Raw genomic sequence first — 18,298 nt, 5'->3', positions numbered from 1 at the left:
ATCATTTCCAATCATATTGAGATACTCTAGACGGGAACGGAAGTTCTCTACTCGGTCTTCTAATAAATAAAGAGCTAATGTCTCGATATAGCCATCTTGAACACTTTCGTCTTGCTCAGAATATTGTACATATTTATCAAATAAAACTTTTACATCATCTATAAACTCTTCCTTACGGTTTTCAAATAGAACAGCTAATGAGAGGTGGTCAATAATAGTGAAAATACCATCATTTTCGGTATAAGATAAGCTATAATAATGCAAGCCTTCCTTGAAATATTCGAATATACTATTTATGCTATCTCCTAATGAATAACAAGCTTTAAATAATTCAGTATTTGTAACATCCAGATCAATATAATAAACATTCAATTTATTTGGAGTTACTATTGACCTCATCTCTCTTAAATTTTCCAACCAATCTATTCCATCATTCTTGATGCCAATAAAATAATTCTTTGTTTTAATTTTATCTCGTAACATAAAATTCCTCATTTCATCTTTTTAGCTGCATCATCCAGCTGATTAATAATAATATCCCCATTCTTTTTAATATTGAATAAATGATTCTGGATATCACCCATATATTGCGCTTTACGAATAGCAATGTAATGGTCTGAATCAACCGCTTTATTAAGTCGATTCCTAATCCATCGTTCACTCATCTGCTTACCATCAGAAAGTGTATTTCCAAGCTTAGCTTTATTATACTTAGCCTCCGAAATGATATAAGGTGGGTGACCATTTGGATTGTAGTAAACACCATCAATTCCCTGACGACCAGCATCATCTAAGCCCGTTACCATGTCTTTGCTGATGCGCTCATAACCAAACTGACGATAGTACTCATCCTGAACCATTTCACCAAAGTTACCTTTCTTCAAACTTGAAGAAAGCGCCTCTTCGCCATAGCGGACTTTTAAGATCTCAGCTTGTTGTTTAGCTATCTCCTCTACTGTATGTACTTCAGCAGTGACTGGAACATTATCCGCCAACATTTTTTTATGGAGTTCCTCCAAATGGCTTTCCCACTTGTGACCTTCCCAATGGACTTCAGGATGAGCTTGTTCAATAGTCTCTTTGAAAACTTTAGCCACATCATTACTATGCTTAGCTAGTTGTTCGCTGGCATTCCTCAGACCAGCTCCGGTCTTGGTCAAACCTTCATAGTTTTCAAAAACAACCTAACAAGGATAGTCAGGTTGCTTCGTTTGGTCATTCAATTTTAATTCAAAAACTTAAAAATCCAAACCAATGATAATCCATTCATCAATGATATCCCAAAAATTTAAGTTTCCTTTAGGAAGCTCTTTGGTGGACCAAAGATAGGCTCCTGTCTCCATATCTTGGTTTAAATCAAGTACCACATAGGTTCCCATACCATTACTGAAAAAATTATAACAAAATGTCAAATCCATATCCAGCTGGTCTTCATACTCCCACTCAAAATCAGAAACTGGATCAATGACATTCAAAGAATCCAATCCCATACTCTTACTAGTAAAATCATAAAAACCATTATGAATTTTCGTATAGAAGTCAATAATACTATTATCAATTTTTTCTATCGGACACTTTATCTTTTCTTTAAATGCTTGTTCAGTTACTGGATTTTTCCCTTCATAGAAAAATTCCCTTTTAGTTTTGAAACCAAGAATAGTATACAAAACAGAGTATTCATCTCCGATTTTCATTAACTCAATATTGGTTAAATAAGTTTGCAAATAAAGAATGGTATTCCTTAATTCTTGAGCCTCATATTTTTTCCATTCTGAGAGGATAATTGATTTTCTTTCTTTTATATCACTCACTACAAATGCTTTTTTCCAATATTCTGGAATAGGAGCATTCAAAATAGTTGATTCATCGGTTATAAACTCTACTTTCTTTTCAGACGATAGAGTATATTTATTTAAAAATGCAATTTTTTCTGACAGTTCCATGTAATTAGCCTCCTTTTTGATTTACATAAAAATCTATCAATCCCTGAAGTGTTCTACTCAATTTTTGCTCTTTGGCAATCATCCTAGCTCTGAAATCTGGGGCAATTGGAATACCTTCTTTTTTATACATTGTCCATTCTTCATATGTTTTTGAACCTTTAGAGGTGTTGGCTGATTTACTCAAACCCTCAAAATTATCTCTATAATTTAAGAGTTCAAGTTGCTGTTCTCTTGTCAGTTTATCAAAACCTTCCATTTTTGAAATCCTATCCATAGAAACAATATGGTCAGCTTCAAAGCTATCAGCTACTATTTTCCCTGGAATTGCGGGATCATCTATCGGGAACGAAACATCTTCATTTACACTTCTTCTGATTTCTGGTGTTGGAGTTTCCTTACGCAAACTATCATATATATCTTGAGAAACTCTCCTTTCGCCTATTCTAGGCTCAACTTCAGGTATATCAGGCTTTTTAGAACCCTTGCTAGTCTCTTTTAGACTTCTCGCCACATCATCACTATGTTTAGCTAGTTGTTCAGTCGCTTCCTTTCTGAACTCTCGACTGACCTCACGACCACTCTGCTCAGCTGCCTCGCTATAGAGCTTCTGGCTCAAGCGTTGATACTCTGCTCCTTCACTCGTGCTCTGGTATAGTCGAGCTGTGTGCTTACCGATATCATCCCCATAACGGAATTTATCCAAGCCCACAAAAGCGAACTTCTTGTGGCTAAAGTCATCCCATAGATTTCCAAATCGACTAGTAAAGAAGTTCTTAGTCGCCCCATAACTTTCCCGAGCCAACATACCCAGATGACTGTTAGCTAGCATAGTGCGAGCTTTTTTATAATAAGATATTCCCTTCTGAATCTTGGGCATCTGAGCCAAACGGCTGACCAGCTTGCTCCCACCGGCCATCTTAAATAATTTAGCAGGTCCAATCCATGAAACAATTTCACTAACAATTTCACCCGCCGCATAACCACTTTTGTAGCCTGAAAATTGACCAGCTAATTTGATTTTTTCATGAAGATGTTTGATTGGAAACCATGAACAAATTCAATTTATTATATCATACAAACGCAGAATGTAAAAACCACCCAAAAAGGTGGTAAAATTAGGTATTATCTACCTTCCTGAACCAAGAGGTCATACGGGAAGAAATCCAAATCCTTGAAGCGTTCATCGTAGATACCCCTCATCTTGCAAAGGGCAGCGGTATCAAAACTCCAATAGCCGTAATAGGCATCATCTGTCTTATGAGTGTCATACCATGAGGCTTCTGAGTGGGCATAGTACCAGAACTTCTGCGCTTCAATGACACTATCCGCATCATTTCCAATCATATTGAGATACTCTAGACGGGAACGGAAGTTCTCTACTCGGCCTTCTAATAAATAAAGAGCTAATGTCTCGATATAGCCGTCCTCATACTGTTCACCTGCATCTACGAAGGCCTGATACTTACTGAAAATCTTTTCTATATCTTCAATAAATTCTTCTTTACGATCTTCAAATAGAACAGCAAGAGATAAGTAATCCATCAAGTCATAGATACTTTCAAAAGCTCCATAAGAAAGTTGGTAGTATCTCAAACTAATCTTGAACCATTTGAATACTTCATCTAATGAATTTCCAAGAGCATAATTAATTCGTAATAATTTTTCAGAGTACCCAGACTGAACTACATAAAAAGATTTTAGTTTATCTTTTTTTACACTAGATTTCATATCTTCAAATTCATTAAAAGTTTCAATATTAAACACTAATTCTTCATCAAAATATCTTTTATCCTTATATTTATCTCTAAACATCATATTCCTCACTTCATTTTCTTTGCCATATCATCTAACTGATTAACAATAATGTCACCATTCTTCTTGATGTTAAATAAATGACTCTGAACATTTCCGTCAGCGCTAAATAATGATTTACGAATACTTCGAGCATGATTCTTATCAATTGCGCGTTCCAATCGCCTATCAATCCATTTTTCACTCATCTGCCTGCCATCGGCGGTTTTCTTAAGCCTAGACGTATCATACTTCGCCTCCGAAATGATATAAGGTGGGTGCCCATTTGGATTGTAGTAAACTCCATCGATTCCCTGACGACCGGCATCATCTAAGCCTGTCACCATGTCTTTGCTGATGCGCTCATAACCAAACTGACGATAGTACTCATCCTGAACCATTTCACCAAAGTTACCTTTCTTCAAACTTGAAGAAAGCGCCTCTTCGCCATAGCGGACTTTTAAGATCTCAGCTTGTTGTTTAGCTATCTCCTCTACTGTATGTACTTCAGCAGTGACTGGAACATTATCCGCCAACATTTTTTTATGGAGTTCATCCAAATGGCTTTCCCACTTGTGACCTTCCCAATGGACTTCAGGATGAGGTTGTTCAATAGTCTCTTTGAAAACTTTAGCCACATCATCTCCATGCTCAGCTGCCTCGCTATAGAGCTTCTGGCGTATGCGTTGATACTCTGCTCCTTCACTCGTACTCTGGTACAGTCGAGCTGTGTGCTTGCCAATGTCATCCGCATAACGGAAATCGTCTAAGCCTGCAAAGGCGAACTTCGTGCGGCTAAAGTCATCCCATAAATTGCCAAATCGACTAGTAAAGAAGTTCTTGGTCGCCCCATAACTTTCTCGAGCCAACATACCCAAATGACTGTTAGCCAGCGCTGTGCGAGCTTTTCTAAAATAAGATATTCCCTTCTGAATCTTGGGCATCTGAGCCAAGCGGCTGACCAGCTTGCCCCCACCAGCCATCTTAGCTAATTTAGCAGGACCAATCCATGAAACAATTTCACTTACGATTTCACCTGCCGCATAACCACTTTTGTAGCCCGAAAATTGACTAACTAGATTGATTTTATCACGAATCGGTTGCTGCTTCAAATCTTTTGCATGACGCACATCGTGGAGAATCGCTCCCATAATGCTACCATCTCGAGTACTGTCGTCTAGGTCATTAATCAGATTATTCACTTCTGGAATCATTGTGACCAACCCAAACACATTTCCAAGCGTATTTAGAAACACGTCCCCAAAAGTCTCTATCCCACCTTGTAAATCATCCTTCATCCACTGTGGAGTCTCATTTCCCATGAGAGAATTATAGCCTAATATCACACCTTCAGTTGAATATTGAAGAAGATCAACGCCAAACTCCGCAACTCCAAAAACTGCATCCCCTACAGCCCCAAAGGCTGCATCCCCAAAACCTTTTAACCATTTCCAGTGAGGATCATCCTTCATCCAGTTAGTCATACTATCTAAGCCATCGGAAAGCCCCTTACGCCAATCTCGTAGTGTTGCTTGAATCGGGTGATGAAGACGCCAATCTTTTTCTATTCGATCCCTTTCCTTTTCTTCCAATTCCTTGGCTTTTTGTGCCTCTAACTTGGCTTTCTGGAAGCTCTAACGAAAGCCGTTGGAGCTCGGTGATATCTCTGCCAGATTATCACCAAATTTGCTGGCTCTACAATCCTAGTATACCACAAGCTACCATATCACCAATCACCTTCAGCTAAAAAATCACCCCAAAAGGTGATTTTTTACTATCAATCGTCCATTACTCCGCCTGTAAATTGGTACATAAGGTAAATATGCTCCAAGATTTTTACCTTATCCATATGTTCCACATCTTTCACGCCTCCCAAGGCTAGTAAAGGAACAAAACCGAAATATTCATCGTAAGCTAATTGATCATGTTTGGCAACAGCTTTTTTGTAGAGTGGAATATCGAAATAATCGTCTTTGAAATCTTCATCATCAACATACTCTATGAAACGATCCACACGCTTAATCATAATATCTAAATCCTGAATCTTATTATTGGACAATTCCCACATAGGTATTCTTTTCCCAAGTAATAATATCTCCAAATGCTGTCACGAACATAGGAAAAGCGATATCTCCTCTGAAATAGCTATCTCGTAGAAGCTCAAGATAATCCTCTGGATTAATCACCTTCAAATAACCATCTAAAAAGGTTCCCAGACCATCTTCCTGCCAAATTTGTAGCAACTCAGCAGGAACTTGTTCCTTATACTTTTCAATGACTTCTTGTGGCATATCCGCCAATTTAGTAAAATCTTTTAACATCTTCTCAAAAAACTAACCCTCTGTGGCAATCTTCAGAAAAGCCTGTTTGAAGTCTTCGTACATCTCAAAAGCAATTTTCATGACATTTTCAAAATCATCATAATTGGAAATCACTGGATCCATGATTCTATAGTCCGGAGAGATGAGCCTCCTAGAAAACTCTATCAGTGGGGTCCCCAGTATAACTTTGTTTTGAGAGTCCCTAACAATCCATATCAATTCTACTAATCCTTTAAAGATACTAATATGGAATCCAAAAGTATAGCCATTTTCTTCAAAAGGCTCAATATAAAAGAATTTTTCACGTCCATCAAATTTAGCTCTATACCCTAAATCTTCAAAAACGTCAAATACCAACTCGCCTGTAATAATATTTAAGCGTTTGTCTTTAGGCGTTCTATCTAAGCTAAATTTATCTGAAAGCTCCTTATACCGCTCCACAAAATTTATAGCTTGCAAAGCCTGTTCAACTCTGTTATCTAATTTCATCTGTCTACTCCTTTGTAAATCTTAGTTCAACACCGTACTCTTTCGCAATTTCCTTAAACTTTTCAATATCTGGTAAATGTTTATTACTGTCTGGTATTTCCAATATATGTTTACCATCTAGTTTTAAACCATCAATTTCCGGATATTTATTTGAACGAATTGTTTCACCAACCGAGTATTTATCCTGAAGTTCCTGTAAATACCCTCTAAAGGTTTCTTCTTGAATCTTATCCAAAACAGTCGCCTTGCGAGATATAATTTCTCCTGCAGTTGGGTCATATGAATCTAAGCGTTTTCCGTTTTCCAAATTCACTTCGTGATGTGGATATGTCTTTCGCTCTTGAACGGTTTCATCAAAACGGTTACCTCGTGCTATTGGAGAGTTTTGAGTAAAGAAATCACTATCTTGTTTCCAAGTGAGACGATCGCTTACTCGCCTACCACGTTTGGTGTTCCGAACAACATATTCCTGATATCGTTCTTCCAGTTCCGCATTCTTAAAGACACCGTCTCCATCAAGCAATTCTTCCACAGCTTTTTTGCCTTTGCCAGTTTCTTCCAGACCTTTGGCTACGTCGTCGCTATACTTAGCCAATTGCTCGCTGGCTTCTTGGCGGAATTCTTTACTCGCTTTCTTGCCAACTTGTTCTGCCGTTTCCTTCATGCCTCGAGCGACATCATCAGATGCATTGTAGACACGGACACCACTCTTAGTAAAGTCGTCACTAAAGTTTGCTGGCTCTACAATCCCAGCATACCATAAATCATATGGACCAATGTTTGGAAAACCACAAAAGACCACCATTGAGGGGTCTTTTATCAAACATTCTACTTGCCATTATGTTCCTGCTGGAAGGCTTCCATATCTGCTGTTGGGAAATTATTTATCATATTTTACCTATCTTTTTAAGAGGTATATTCAATAGCATCTGAAAGAAAACTTTCAAGTAAATCATCCAAAGAATTAAATTTCTCTACTACCTCCGCAGATGGCATATCTAATTCTAAATATTCATAGTTACTAGGATTATATACAAACCAACTAATATTGTTCTCTCCGATAAAAACAAACCGTTTATTTTCTTCAACTTCATGCCAAATTTTATTATACTCAAAGAAATCATAAACCTCAGCAGAACAACTATCATCTGTTTTTAAACCATAAAGTACACTCCCATTAAAATCAAGACCATTTACTTTTGTTAAAAATCGTGAATATTCTTGTTCCATAAATATTTTAACTTCGTTTATTTCATTTTTGCTAAGAGATTTAATTTTATCTAAATCAATTGGAGAATTTAACTTTTCCCCATAACCAGATTCAATTCTTTCTATTTTTTCTAAAAGTTCAAGCCACATTTATTTACCTCACTAATTATATATGTTTTTTCCAATGATTGGCCACAAAACTTCCTTACTTTCCCCGATTTTCATTGTTCTAGCAATACTGTTTTGATAATTGGTAATAACTTTATGGTAAGGGTCATTCTTTATCAAGACCAAATTGCTAAAGTCGTTGGTTCCACTATCATCGAGTGGCAATTCATGGTGCACTTGATAACCTTTCGGCACCAATCCATCTTTCAACTTTTGAATATCTGTTTCACTAAGCCCATGAGATTTCAAATTTTTAATATCTGATGAAATTGATTTCAAAAAATCTTTTCGAACAGACTTATTAAAATCATTTCTTAATTCTTTTAGAACACTTCTATCACGTTTCACATAATTTATTTTCTTCATTTCTATGTCATATAAAGTAACATCCTCACCTCTAAGATTTCCAACAAAATGGCTTCGAGGCTCACTTATGTCTCTTGAAACGTTTTCAACTGCTTCTTCGCTGAACTCTCGACTGACTTTACGACCACTCTGCTCAGCTGCCTCGCTATAAAGACCTCGACGTATTCGTTGATACTCTGCTCCTTCACTCGTACTCTGGTACAGGCGAGCTGTGTGCTTACCGATATCATCCCCATAACGGAATTTATCCAAGCCCACAAAAGCGAACTTCTTGCGGCTAAAGTCATCCCATAGACTTCCAAATCGACTAGTAAAGAAGTTCTTGGTCGCGCCATAACTTTCTCGAGCCAACATACCCAGATGACTGTTAGCCAGCATAGTGCGAGCTTTTTTATAATAAGATATCCCCTTCTGAATCTTGGGCATCTGAGCCAAGCGGCTGACCAGCTTGCCCCCACCAGCCATCTTAGCTAATTTAGCAGGACCAATCCATGAAACAATTTCACTTACGATTTCACCTGCCGCATAACCACTTTTGTAGCCCGAAAATTGACTAACTAGATTGATTTTATCACGAATCGGTTGCTGCTTCAAATCTTTTGCATGACGCACATCGTGGAGAATCGCTCCCATAATGCTACCATCTCGAGTACTGTCGTCTAGGTCATTAATCAGATTATTCACTTCTGGAATCATTGTGACCAACCCAAACACATTTCCAAGCGTATTTAGAAACACGTCCCCAAAAGTCTCTATCCCACCTTGTAAATCATCCTTCATCCACTGTGGAGTCTCATTTCCCATGAGAGAATTATAGCCTAATATCACACCTTCAGTTGAATATTGAAGAAGATCAACGCCAAACTCCGCAACTCCAAAAACTGCATCCCCTACAGCCCCAAAGGCTGCATCCCCAAAACCTTTTAACCATTTCCAGTGAGGATCATCCTTCATCCAGTTAGTCATACTATCTAAGCCATCGGAAAGCCCCTTACGCCAATCTCGTAGTGTTGCTTGAATCGGGTGATGAAGACGCCAATCTTTTTCTATTCGATCCCTTTCCTTTTCTTCCAATTCCTTGGCTTTTTGTGCCTCTAACTTGGCTTTCTGGACACTCTCATCTATCTGATCATCAATCTCCTTGACCTTATCTGCTATAGGAGAAAGATTATTGACCACTTGGCTAATGATGGGATCGCTATAGTCAAGCCCATCTGTCTGGTGCAGTTGGCCTAGCAATTCTTGCAGATTCTGGAGACTGGTTTCAGTTGTTAGAGCAGTACCCTGGCTATCCCAAGCAGAAACTTTTTCTATTGTATTGGTTACTACATCCTTAGCATTAGAGAGATTGCCACCAAAATATTCATAGTTCTTAGCATCGCTGGTCACAGAGACTAGGTCACTGACGCTATCCGTTGCGCTGTTAATTGTTTTTCTAATTTGATCAATCTCACCTTTTAGGGTATCAAAATATTCGCTTGTAGACTTCAAATAACTATGGCTAATTATCGCTGTACTTGACTTCTCGCCAGTCGCTGATTGAAAACTCTCAACTTCCTTAGAAAAGTCACTTTGCAGACTATAAAGAAGATCCTTTAGTTGCATTAGCAGCATATTATGCGAACTATTAATCTCACCAGCAATAGCCTGTCCTACATCTCCGTACATAGAATTAGAAGTAATCACAGAATTATAAGAACTTTTAGCAGTCTCTAAGCTGGCAATTATTTTTTCTGACTGCGATTGAAGCCCCTCAAAAACATTATATAGTTCTTCTACATCGACGTAAAATCCATCACTCATCTAACCCCTCCTTCTCTACTACTTTCTCATTCAGAAAAGCTAAATAAGCCAACTGATCTACCATAGTCATAAAGGCTGTAGACAACTGGTGATTTTTGATATAAGTTTGGCGAATGACTTCTTCAGATATCCGCTCTTCCCATTCATTTTCATAACCCAAATGAACGACATTCTTAATCATCATGTTGCTAACAAATACAGGCGGAAAAGCAGCAACCTCACCAAATGGCCACACCCGACCAAAATAATCTATCACATATGGATCAAAACCTTCTGCCAAAGGAGCCTTACGTCCAGTCAGCATGACAAGCGCCCCTGGCTCCTCAGAAAACATCTCCTTAAGCTCACTGTTCAGCAAATCTAAATCAATCTCAACAACTGAACCAAGCGGATAAATTTTCCCAAAATAGACATCTAAAATCGCTAAAAATAGAAAAAAAGAATCCTCAGACCACACTTGGTCTTCACCATTAAAAGTAAAGGTTACCTCACCTTTCTGAGTGCGGGTAAAAAGAATAGTTGTACCCAGCAATGAATTGTATTCATACTGAGATTTTTTCAACTTGATTAACTTATATAATTCTCTCATTAAAGGAGGTCGATCTCCCAGAAATTCTCCAAATTTAACAACCGTATCTGTTATTTCAAAATCGGTGTCCGGCCACGTAGACAAGACAGAACGAAAACTCTCTAATTCTTTAGTACCTGCCATTAGTTAAACCTCACATAATTCTTATTCTTATCAATTTGACTAGCATAAACAGCATCATCCTCAACGATTTTCTCACCCATTTTAGTCATCATATCCGTCCTCGCTTCTCCATACGACTTATAAGAAGTTAAAGCTGAGTTCCAACTATCTTGAATAGTATTAAATTTTTTAAAGCGCGAAAGAGTTGTCTTACTAATTTCTTTTTTTGACAAAGTTATAATCCCATGAACGCCTTTCTTAGCATTACTAACAACGCTAGACCATTCTTCTGGTTGTACACCTACTTGATCTTGAGACATATTTTCTCCTTTTACTGAATAGAATTCCACCAAGATTGTGCTTGGTCCCAAAAACTTTGGGCTGCTCCCAATAAATCTATCTGAGACGCCTTCAATTTCACTAATTCACCATTAATGTTTTTCAAGGTATCTTGATAATTGTTTTCCATCTCAGACAGATTTTTAATTCCACGCTCGAAATGAAATTTACATTCGTTTTTTAAATCCCCTTTCCAATTACCCGCAGGAGACATATCTCCTGCAGGTCCATTAAAAAGATTTTCTGCACCATCAATTTTTCCATTTAGAAGAACTAACTGTTCTTCTAAAATTTTCTTCGCAGCGTTTAATCGTTCTATTTTCGCACCTGCATTGTCCGCTTCCTGCTTTTTTTGATCTCCATTTATTTGGCAATTTCTTGCATTTTGAGCATATATTTCATTGTCAACGATTTTTCCCATTAAGTTCCCTTTCTCCTTTAGGTTTTCAAAAAAGGACTAGGACAAGGTCCTAGTCCTTTTATCAAAATGTGCATTAACCTTTGAAACCGAAGCTATTAGCATCTGCTGTATCACGCTCAGATACAGTGTTTGCATAACTTACTAATTGTTGGTTAATAGATGACAAGAGCTCTTGAAATTTCACTACATCGCCATGGAGTTGGGTATATTGATCCAAGTATGACTTAAAAGCGCTACCCTTCCAATGGGCTTCCATCTCACCATTAGCTGCATTTACTGTCTGAATCGCTGTTTCGATTTGATCACGTGCATTTGAATAAACTGCCGCTTGAGCAGTTAGTTCTTCTGGAGATAATGAAATTGTTGACATAGTTGACTCCTTAATTGTTTTAATAATAATATTATATAGTTTAGAAAAATAGATGTCAATAAAAAATAACATAAGTTTAACAACTAAATTTAAAATTTCTTCTATTTACTCTATCTAGTTGGTAAAAATAGAACAGTAAACAATACTTTCTTTGAATGCTTTTTTCTATTCCAAATAATGAAATCCCGATTAAAAAGAGAAGACCTACTTGGTCCTCTCAATTCATAAAGATTGTTCAACTATGAAATAGTTAGTAAAAAACTACAACAAATTGATTAAATTTAAAAAAGTTGAAAATTCCTTATTATTTATAGCTGTAAGCCCAGTAGTAAACACCATTTCCGTCTACAACTGTCGCTACTGCCCCTTCAGTTACGTTAGAATCAAGAAGCAGTTCTCTCAGACCGCTGTTAGCCCATTTCTTAACGACAACAGATGGATCTTCATCACGACGTCCAACAAAGCCTGAGCTATCGTATTGACGTGAGATTTGATTAGCTTTTGGAAGAGCTTGGTTTTGATAAAGTTCATCAGACCAAGTCAGTTCTTTCAAGCCTTGAGCTTTACGCTCTTCATTGATTTTAGCGAAAGCTTCTTTGGCCTTTGAAACATAGTCATAGTTTGTATCGTTTGTTGCTTCAACACGGTAAACAAACTTAACATAACCAAATTCTACATCACTGTATTTCTTATCCTCAACACCACTCTTAAGGTTTGCAATCAAGACATAATCCTTAGCATATGGGTTTTCTTTAGTATTCTCAAAGATTTCTGGATCTTCGATTTCCCATTCAACCTTGGCATCCCATCCTGCGTTATCAAGGAACTTAGGATTCATTTTTTCGATAACGTAGTTCTTGAACTCTTCAACGTTCTTGAATGGCAATGGTTGACCTGCTTTAGCAGTTGTCACTAGATTAGTTGAGTACAATTTCACGCTAGAGTCTTTATCACTGTACATGTATTCATCATCAGCAGTGTTTTCGTGAAGTTTTGGATCAAGAGCTGGATCGTTTGGATCAGTCATACCTTGCAGTTTCCATTTGTCACCAAACCATTTCCAATACGGAGAGTATCCATTAGCTTCTGAGTCAGATGGTATGCGGTAATAATGAGTAGATCCATCAAAGTAATAGTTAGGATCTGACTCAAGAGCCTTGTCACCTGGTTTTCCAGTTGGGTAGATAATTTTTGGAGCTCTTCCATTCGGTGCCCAAGTCAAGTGTTCAAGACCTTCTGCTGGTTTTTCAACATATGGCGGGATTTGATCTTCACTAGGTTTATCAGTTGTTACCAAACCAGGAGTCTCTGGCACAGCAGGTCTTGTCGGAGTTTCTGGTTTTGGTTCCGCTGGTTGCTCTGGTTTCGGAGCAAATGGATCAAGCTCACCTTCTGCACCGTTAATTGGAGGATTTTCTGGCAAATCAACACTTGGCACCTCAGGTTTTGGTTCTGCTGGTGTAGTAGGCTCATCTGGTTTATCAGTAGGAGCTGGCGTTGGTTGTTCTGGTTCCGCTGGAGTCGGAGTTGGAACTTCTGGTTTTGGTTCTTCCGGCTGGCTTGGAGTTGTTGGATTAGTTGAGTTATCAGCAGAATCCTTAACAAAGACCCACTTACCATTTTTATAATAGTAATAATCACCATTATCTAATACATAGTAATGATAACCATTTTCATAACGATAATGCGGATCGTTTTCCAAGTTGTTATTGGATGTGCTGTTATTGTTAGTATTTGTCAATGGTTTCCACTCACCATCACGATAGATACGGTAAGAACCATCTGTCATACGGTAGTAATGGTTACCATTCCAGTAAATGTAGTTTTCATCGTTTGCAAGATTGTTGTAGTTATTCCAACCATTATAGCCGTAGTTGTTGCTATAGTTGTAATTCCAGTTGTTATAGCCTGGATAATAGTTATTATAACCATAGTTGTAATTATAGCCATTGTAACCATAGTTATATCCGTAGTTATAGTTGTTATAGCCATAATTATAGTTATTGTAACCATAGTTGTAATTGTTGTAACGGTAGTTGCGGTTGTTACGGTAATTATAGTTGTTATAACCATAGTTATAATTGCTGTAACCACCATTCCAGTAATTATAACCTGGTTGATAGTAGTTATAACCATAATCTTGAGCCTGAGCATTATTCGCAAGAGCAAATGCTGGAATAATAGCCGCAGCCGCTACAACAGATCTTGATAAGAGTCTGAAACGATTGTTCATATTAATTAAACCTCCAAAGTGACCAACATCACTTTATTTTTTTTGTGGGGGGAATTTATTTTTTGTGCACAACTTCATAAAAAAGAATTTCACGAAAATACTGCCAGCTGACAGTTGACTGCTCCATCATTATCAAACGCAAAAAAAACGAATCACTAGTTAGTGAATCCACCTGACTAAAGGTTGCACATAAATGTTTTTATAACATTTGATTTAGAAACAAAGAAGTCAATATGCTTGAAAATACTTTTTTATGCATATCTCACCCTCAAGACGAATTATAGCACAAGAAATTTTTGAATGCAAGCATTTTAGTTAACAAGGTGTAAATTGTTTTTACAGGTAATTTTTTATAGTTCGTCTTTTTGTTTATTTTTCTGTTTTATGTCTTTGAAAATCTATAAAATCTTCTTTTTAACGAACCAAAATAATAGAAAAATGTTTATAATTTGGTTTACACTGTGTAAATTATTTTTATTACTTATTTATAAAAACTCCTCACCCTATCATTACGATTTTTTATTTAAGTTTATTTTAAGCTTATATTAAGCCTTTTTTAAGCTAAACTTAAGTTTGTTTTAAGAATCAAAGAATCTGATTATAAATTTCTTGATTGTGGGTTTTTATTTACAGAAATGAATAAGTGTTAAAGAGTAGTAAAAAATACTAGAAGCATTTATTGCAGCTTCTAGTATTTTGAGTTTATTAATATTTGAGTTGTTTGATAACCAAGAGGTGACTATCTTCTTCTCCAACCAAGCTGTGTGGCTCATTGGGCTCCATGGTTAAAAAGGAACCTGCCACTAGCCGTACGGTTTGTTCTCCAGCAGAAAAGCTTACATTTCCCGACAAACAAACAACTGTTACCAGTGCATCAGCACTGTGCTCTGGTACTTCTTTTCCTTTGGCAAGATGCAGATGATGGATGATTCTGCCTTCTTCTTGCACAGGTGTTTCTGCAAAATCATTATTGGGATTGGTAACAAAAAATTTCATTTTCTTCCTCCTTCTAATGGATGATGTGACTACTGATCTTCATAGCCTCCACCGGTAATGCCGAAATATTCTTCTAAAGATTTGCCTGATTGAGCAATTTCCTTGGCTTCTTGACCAATATAGCGCAGATGCCAGCTTTCAGGCATATAGCCAGTTGAACCTTCCTTACCCTCTAGATAGCGAACGATAAAACCGTATTTATAGGCGTTATCTAGAAGCCACTGACTTGCTCCAGCTTCTTGTACGAGATTGCCATTTTTATCAATCAAGTCAAAGGCTAAGCCAGTCTGGTGCTCGCTGTAGCCTGGCCGAGCCGAATAGCGGTCTGCAGCAGCTTTACCGTCCTGATTGACATAGTTTTGATAGAGCTCGGTCTGAGTATCATAGCTGCGAAAACCACTGTATTGGTCGCTAATGGCATAGCCTTGTGCCTGCATGTCTGCAATCAGTTTGAGCAATTCTGCTTTAGCAGTCGTATTCTCACCTGGGTTATAGGAAGCTGACAAAGGGTAGTGTTTGTTGACTACGAGAATCTCATCATATTTCCCTTTGACACTGTAGTAGCTGCCGTTATAAGAAACATTTTCGTCAATATTTTTGACTTCTTCTGCCTTGTTTTTTGCTACTTGACTAGAAACCGATTTTTCCTGAGACACAGAAGAATTAGGTTGATTACCGCCAGTACTGCTGTTATTACTCTTGCTGTTCGTAGAACAAGCTGAAAGACTGAAAACAGCTACGCTTAGAAGTAATAATTTCTTGTATTTCATATTGATTATAATCACCTTCCAATTGAAAAAAATTAAGACTGTTCTGAACTCGCGTTACCCAGTCAACGACTTTTAGCCAACATGAATTACCAAGTGTTTTGGCCTGAAAAGTCAGAAATTTGAGACTAGTTTGCTTACTTAATCCAAAATTGTTCTAACCAACTGAGTTTAAACAAACTCTTCTTACTTTAGTTGGGAAGAACTTTGTTTTTTTAGAAATATCTAAGCCAACCTTCTTTTGACATAGATATTCTCCTATCCTTAAATTATTATACTACTATAGTATACAAAAAAAGGGCCGGAAATTCAATCTATTCCGGCATTTGCTCTTCTTAATCGCTTGTCATAACGTCAATTTAGCAGGAAAAGCTTCCACTCCTCCTTCGACATTGATTACTTGGTAACCCTTGGCTTCCAAAAATTCGCAGGCACGCGCTGAGCGGCCGCCTTTTTGGCAGATGATATGGTAGGGGATTTGTTTATCTAATTGCCCATAATTCTCCGGCAAGCTACTGAGAGGCAGATTCAGAGCTCCAGAGACATGTCCAGCTGTAAATTCGTCACCCTCGCGGACATCAATCAACTGCAGTTCTTCTGCCTGCAATTTGTCATATAAATCTTTCGCACTAATTTTTTGCATCATTTTTCTCCTATTCATTCATAATCACAATTTTTCCAAAACCTGCCGTCCCCTCTATAAAAGCATGAGCTTTGGGCACTTGCTCTAGGGAAAAGACACGCCTTGGTGTAACATTGACCTGATAGCGGTCAATGTAATTAAATAATTCATCCATCAAGTCTTGGCTCACATGAGCTGAGTGGAAACTTGTCAGAAAACTGTTGTTTTTGATTTCTTCGATTGGGTTGAAATCATCCAGCTCCCACTGACCACCCAAGAGACCGGTGACACAGATAATCCCCCCCTCTGCGATATGGTCAAAAGAATCCTTGATAGTTGCCGGACCTACCAACTCAAGGATTTTATCAAACTTATCCTTTGTTTCCAGTCGGCCATCCTGGTCTATAATGATATCGTCGTAGGCTTGGTGCTTGAGTAGAAACTGTTTGGAACCACTATTGACCGAGCCGACGATATGTGTGTCTGGAAACTGTGCCTTGACCAGACGAGCAAAGGCCAAACCGACACCGCTAGTGGCAGCCCGAACCAAAATCTTGTCATTGGGTTCAATGTGAAGATTTTTCATAGAGCCTAGAGCAGTATAATAGGTCTCTGGCACTGCTGCCAGCTCTGTCCAGGTCAGGTTGGTCTCGACTGTATAAATTTGCTCGTTCGGCAGGAGGACATACTCAGCATAAGAACCATCAAAAGCTCGCCCCATTTCACCCATGATGGAAACCACTTTCTGGCTGACCTCTAAATCTGCTCGAGTCGTCTCGGCAACATGGCCAACACACTCAATACCTAAAATCCGAGGAAAGGTGACACTAGGCGATAAGCCCTCGCGAGTAAAAATCTCCGAGTGGTTAATCCCAAATCCTCTGACCTTGACCAGAGTCCAGCCTTCTTGAAGTTCTGGAATTGGTCTTTCTTCCAGCAGAAGCTTTTCTGGGCCACCCGCTTCGTAAATAACTATTGCTTTCATCGTTTCCATAGAATCACCTCGCTTTCTACAAAGTTAAGCATTCTAAGCTTAGACTTTTCAAAACATCAGTCAGATACTCCAGCAAGATCTAATAGTTCTTTGACAAAATCATTGGCTGGCTGTTGGAGAATCTCCTGAGAGGAAACAAGTTGCTGGATACGTCCTTCATCCAAGATCAAGATAGAGGTACAGAGGTGCTAGCAAACGAGTGATACCAATCTGCTAGGTTTAATCACTCGAAAGAGAAGCTGGATAGCGTTCCTCTAACTCAGCAAAACGGTTAGTTAAAGCTCAAGAACTTGGTAAGAATAACCTAAATCTTGCAAGAATTTAAATAAATCTCTTGTAGAGACAAAAATAGTTTTTTCATTAGTATTGGGATGGAAAGTCATGATATCCTCTGATACAATGTCCCTATCAAAATAAACTTGAATGTCCTTCTCCTCATTGTTGAGAAGACCAAAGGGAGATACAGTTCCTGCTGGTAGGTTCATTTTCTCTGCCAAGGAGTCCAATGAGGCCATACGAATCCGATCGGCTCCCACTTGAACTTTAAAGTCATCCATATCCAATCGTTTCTTGTCATCCATAATGAGTAGGTAATACTGGGTTTTCTTCTTATTGGTTAAAAACATAGTCTTAGTCCGAACACCCTCCATGCCTTCAATATAGCTATCTGCCTGCTCTGTCGTAAATGCAGGTGGGTGCTCCACCACATCAAAGGTGATCCCCAACTCTTGCAACTTGTTAGCTACTTGTTGATAAGCATCCATAGTTTTTCTCC

Annotated in this window: 20 protein-coding genes and 1 pseudogene; all 21 read right to left on the bottom strand. The window is 38.0% G+C overall.

The window, feature by feature from the left end:
• On the bottom strand, positions 1-483 hold a 483-nt coding region (locus tag RYK49_RS03155; protein ID WP_314864834.1), incomplete at its 3' end, for a PoNe immunity protein domain-containing protein.
• 8 nt (positions 484-491) lie between these two features.
• Positions 492-1,160 carry a hypothetical protein gene (locus tag RYK49_RS03150; RefSeq protein ID WP_314831119.1) on the bottom strand — a complete coding sequence of 223 codons (669 nt, stop codon included), beginning with the start codon at positions 1,158-1,160 and terminating at the stop codon, positions 492-494.
• 78 nt (positions 1,161-1,238) lie between these two features.
• Positions 1,239-1,943 carry a hypothetical protein gene (locus RYK49_RS03145; protein WP_314831120.1) on the bottom strand — a complete coding sequence of 235 codons (705 nt, stop codon included), beginning with the start codon at positions 1,941-1,943 and terminating at the stop codon, positions 1,239-1,241.
• Positions 1,944-1,947: 4 nt separating this feature from the next.
• Positions 1,948-2,772: a hypothetical protein gene (locus RYK49_RS03140; protein WP_314831121.1), complete on the bottom strand. Its 825-nt coding sequence runs from the start codon at positions 2,770-2,772 to the stop codon at positions 1,948-1,950.
• Between the two features lie 293 nt (positions 2,773-3,065).
• Positions 3,066-3,758 carry a PoNe immunity protein domain-containing protein gene (locus RYK49_RS03135; protein ID WP_314864832.1) on the bottom strand — a complete coding sequence of 231 codons (693 nt, stop codon included), beginning with the start codon at positions 3,756-3,758 and terminating at the stop codon, positions 3,066-3,068.
• A gap of 5 nt (positions 3,759-3,763) precedes the next feature.
• Positions 3,764-5,326 carry a hypothetical protein gene (locus tag RYK49_RS03130; protein ID WP_314864831.1) on the bottom strand — a complete coding sequence of 521 codons (1,563 nt, stop codon included), beginning with the start codon at positions 5,324-5,326 and terminating at the stop codon, positions 3,764-3,766.
• A gap of 185 nt (positions 5,327-5,511) precedes the next feature.
• Positions 5,512-6,055 (bottom strand): annotated as a pseudogene (locus tag RYK49_RS03125) (T6SS immunity protein Tdi1 domain-containing protein).
• A gap of 12 nt (positions 6,056-6,067) precedes the next feature.
• Positions 6,068-6,544 (bottom strand): hypothetical protein, encoded by a 477-nt coding sequence (locus RYK49_RS03120; RefSeq protein ID WP_314864829.1) that lies wholly within the window; start codon positions 6,542-6,544, stop codon positions 6,068-6,070.
• A 4-nt stretch (positions 6,545-6,548) separates the two neighbouring features.
• Entirely contained in the window at positions 6,549-7,367 is an 819-nt protein-coding gene (locus RYK49_RS03115) for a hypothetical protein (RefSeq protein ID WP_314864827.1), read from the bottom strand.
• Positions 7,368-7,450: 83 nt separating this feature from the next.
• Positions 7,451-7,903: a YrhA family protein gene (locus tag RYK49_RS03110; RefSeq protein ID WP_125337971.1), complete on the bottom strand. Its 453-nt coding sequence runs from the start codon at positions 7,901-7,903 to the stop codon at positions 7,451-7,453.
• A gap of 12 nt (positions 7,904-7,915) precedes the next feature.
• Entirely contained in the window at positions 7,916-10,090 is a 2,175-nt protein-coding gene (locus tag RYK49_RS03105; protein WP_314864825.1) for a hypothetical protein, read from the bottom strand.
• On the bottom strand, positions 10,083-10,802 hold the full coding sequence (locus tag RYK49_RS03100; protein ID WP_002915060.1) for a DUF4176 domain-containing protein: 720 nt from the start codon (positions 10,800-10,802) through the stop codon (positions 10,083-10,085). Before RYK49_RS03100 ends, RYK49_RS03105 begins: the two co-directional genes overlap by 8 nt.
• Positions 10,802-11,101 carry a hypothetical protein gene (locus tag RYK49_RS03095; RefSeq protein WP_235787735.1) on the bottom strand — a complete coding sequence of 100 codons (300 nt, stop codon included), beginning with the start codon at positions 11,099-11,101 and terminating at the stop codon, positions 10,802-10,804. The genes RYK49_RS03100 and RYK49_RS03095 overlap by 1 nt, the downstream gene beginning before the upstream one ends.
• Before the next feature lie 11 nt (positions 11,102-11,112).
• Positions 11,113-11,541: a hypothetical protein gene (locus RYK49_RS03090; protein ID WP_125332683.1), complete on the bottom strand. Its 429-nt coding sequence runs from the start codon at positions 11,539-11,541 to the stop codon at positions 11,113-11,115.
• A gap of 73 nt (positions 11,542-11,614) precedes the next feature.
• Positions 11,615-11,911 carry a WXG100 family type VII secretion target gene (locus RYK49_RS03085; protein WP_314831129.1) on the bottom strand — a complete coding sequence of 99 codons (297 nt, stop codon included), beginning with the start codon at positions 11,909-11,911 and terminating at the stop codon, positions 11,615-11,617.
• 304 nt (positions 11,912-12,215) lie between these two features.
• Complete coding sequence (locus tag RYK49_RS03080) at positions 12,216-14,144, bottom strand: CAP domain-containing protein (RefSeq protein ID WP_314864823.1); 1,929 nt, start codon at positions 14,142-14,144, stop codon at positions 12,216-12,218.
• Positions 14,145-14,849: 705 nt separating this feature from the next.
• Positions 14,850-15,140: a cupin domain-containing protein gene (locus RYK49_RS03075; RefSeq protein ID WP_002906439.1), complete on the bottom strand. Its 291-nt coding sequence runs from the start codon at positions 15,138-15,140 to the stop codon at positions 14,850-14,852.
• Between the two features lie 29 nt (positions 15,141-15,169).
• Positions 15,170-15,910, bottom strand: a complete 741-nt coding sequence (ldcB, locus tag RYK49_RS03070; protein ID WP_314831131.1) for an LD-carboxypeptidase LdcB/DacB — start codon at positions 15,908-15,910, stop codon at positions 15,170-15,172.
• Between the two features lie 343 nt (positions 15,911-16,253).
• The gene (locus RYK49_RS03065; RefSeq protein ID WP_314831132.1) at positions 16,254-16,568 is read right to left on the bottom strand and encodes a rhodanese-like domain-containing protein; all 315 of its coding nucleotides are present in this window, start codon (positions 16,566-16,568) and stop codon (positions 16,254-16,256) included.
• A complete protein-coding gene (locus tag RYK49_RS03060) occupies positions 16,561-17,523 on the bottom strand; it encodes a zinc-binding alcohol dehydrogenase family protein (protein ID WP_314831133.1) in 963 nt (320 codons plus the stop codon). The genes RYK49_RS03065 and RYK49_RS03060 overlap by 8 nt, the downstream gene beginning before the upstream one ends.
• A gap of 275 nt (positions 17,524-17,798) precedes the next feature.
• Complete coding sequence (locus RYK49_RS03055) at positions 17,799-18,287, bottom strand: prolyl-tRNA synthetase associated domain-containing protein (protein ID WP_002930655.1); 489 nt, start codon at positions 18,285-18,287, stop codon at positions 17,799-17,801.
• Positions 18,288-18,298 lie beyond the last annotated feature (11 nt).

The sequence above is a fragment of the uncultured Streptococcus sp. genome (genome assembly GCF_963525625.1).
Taxonomy (GTDB): domain Bacteria; phylum Bacillota; class Bacilli; order Lactobacillales; family Streptococcaceae; genus Streptococcus.
This window is presented reverse-complemented; position numbering and strand designations above follow the sequence as displayed.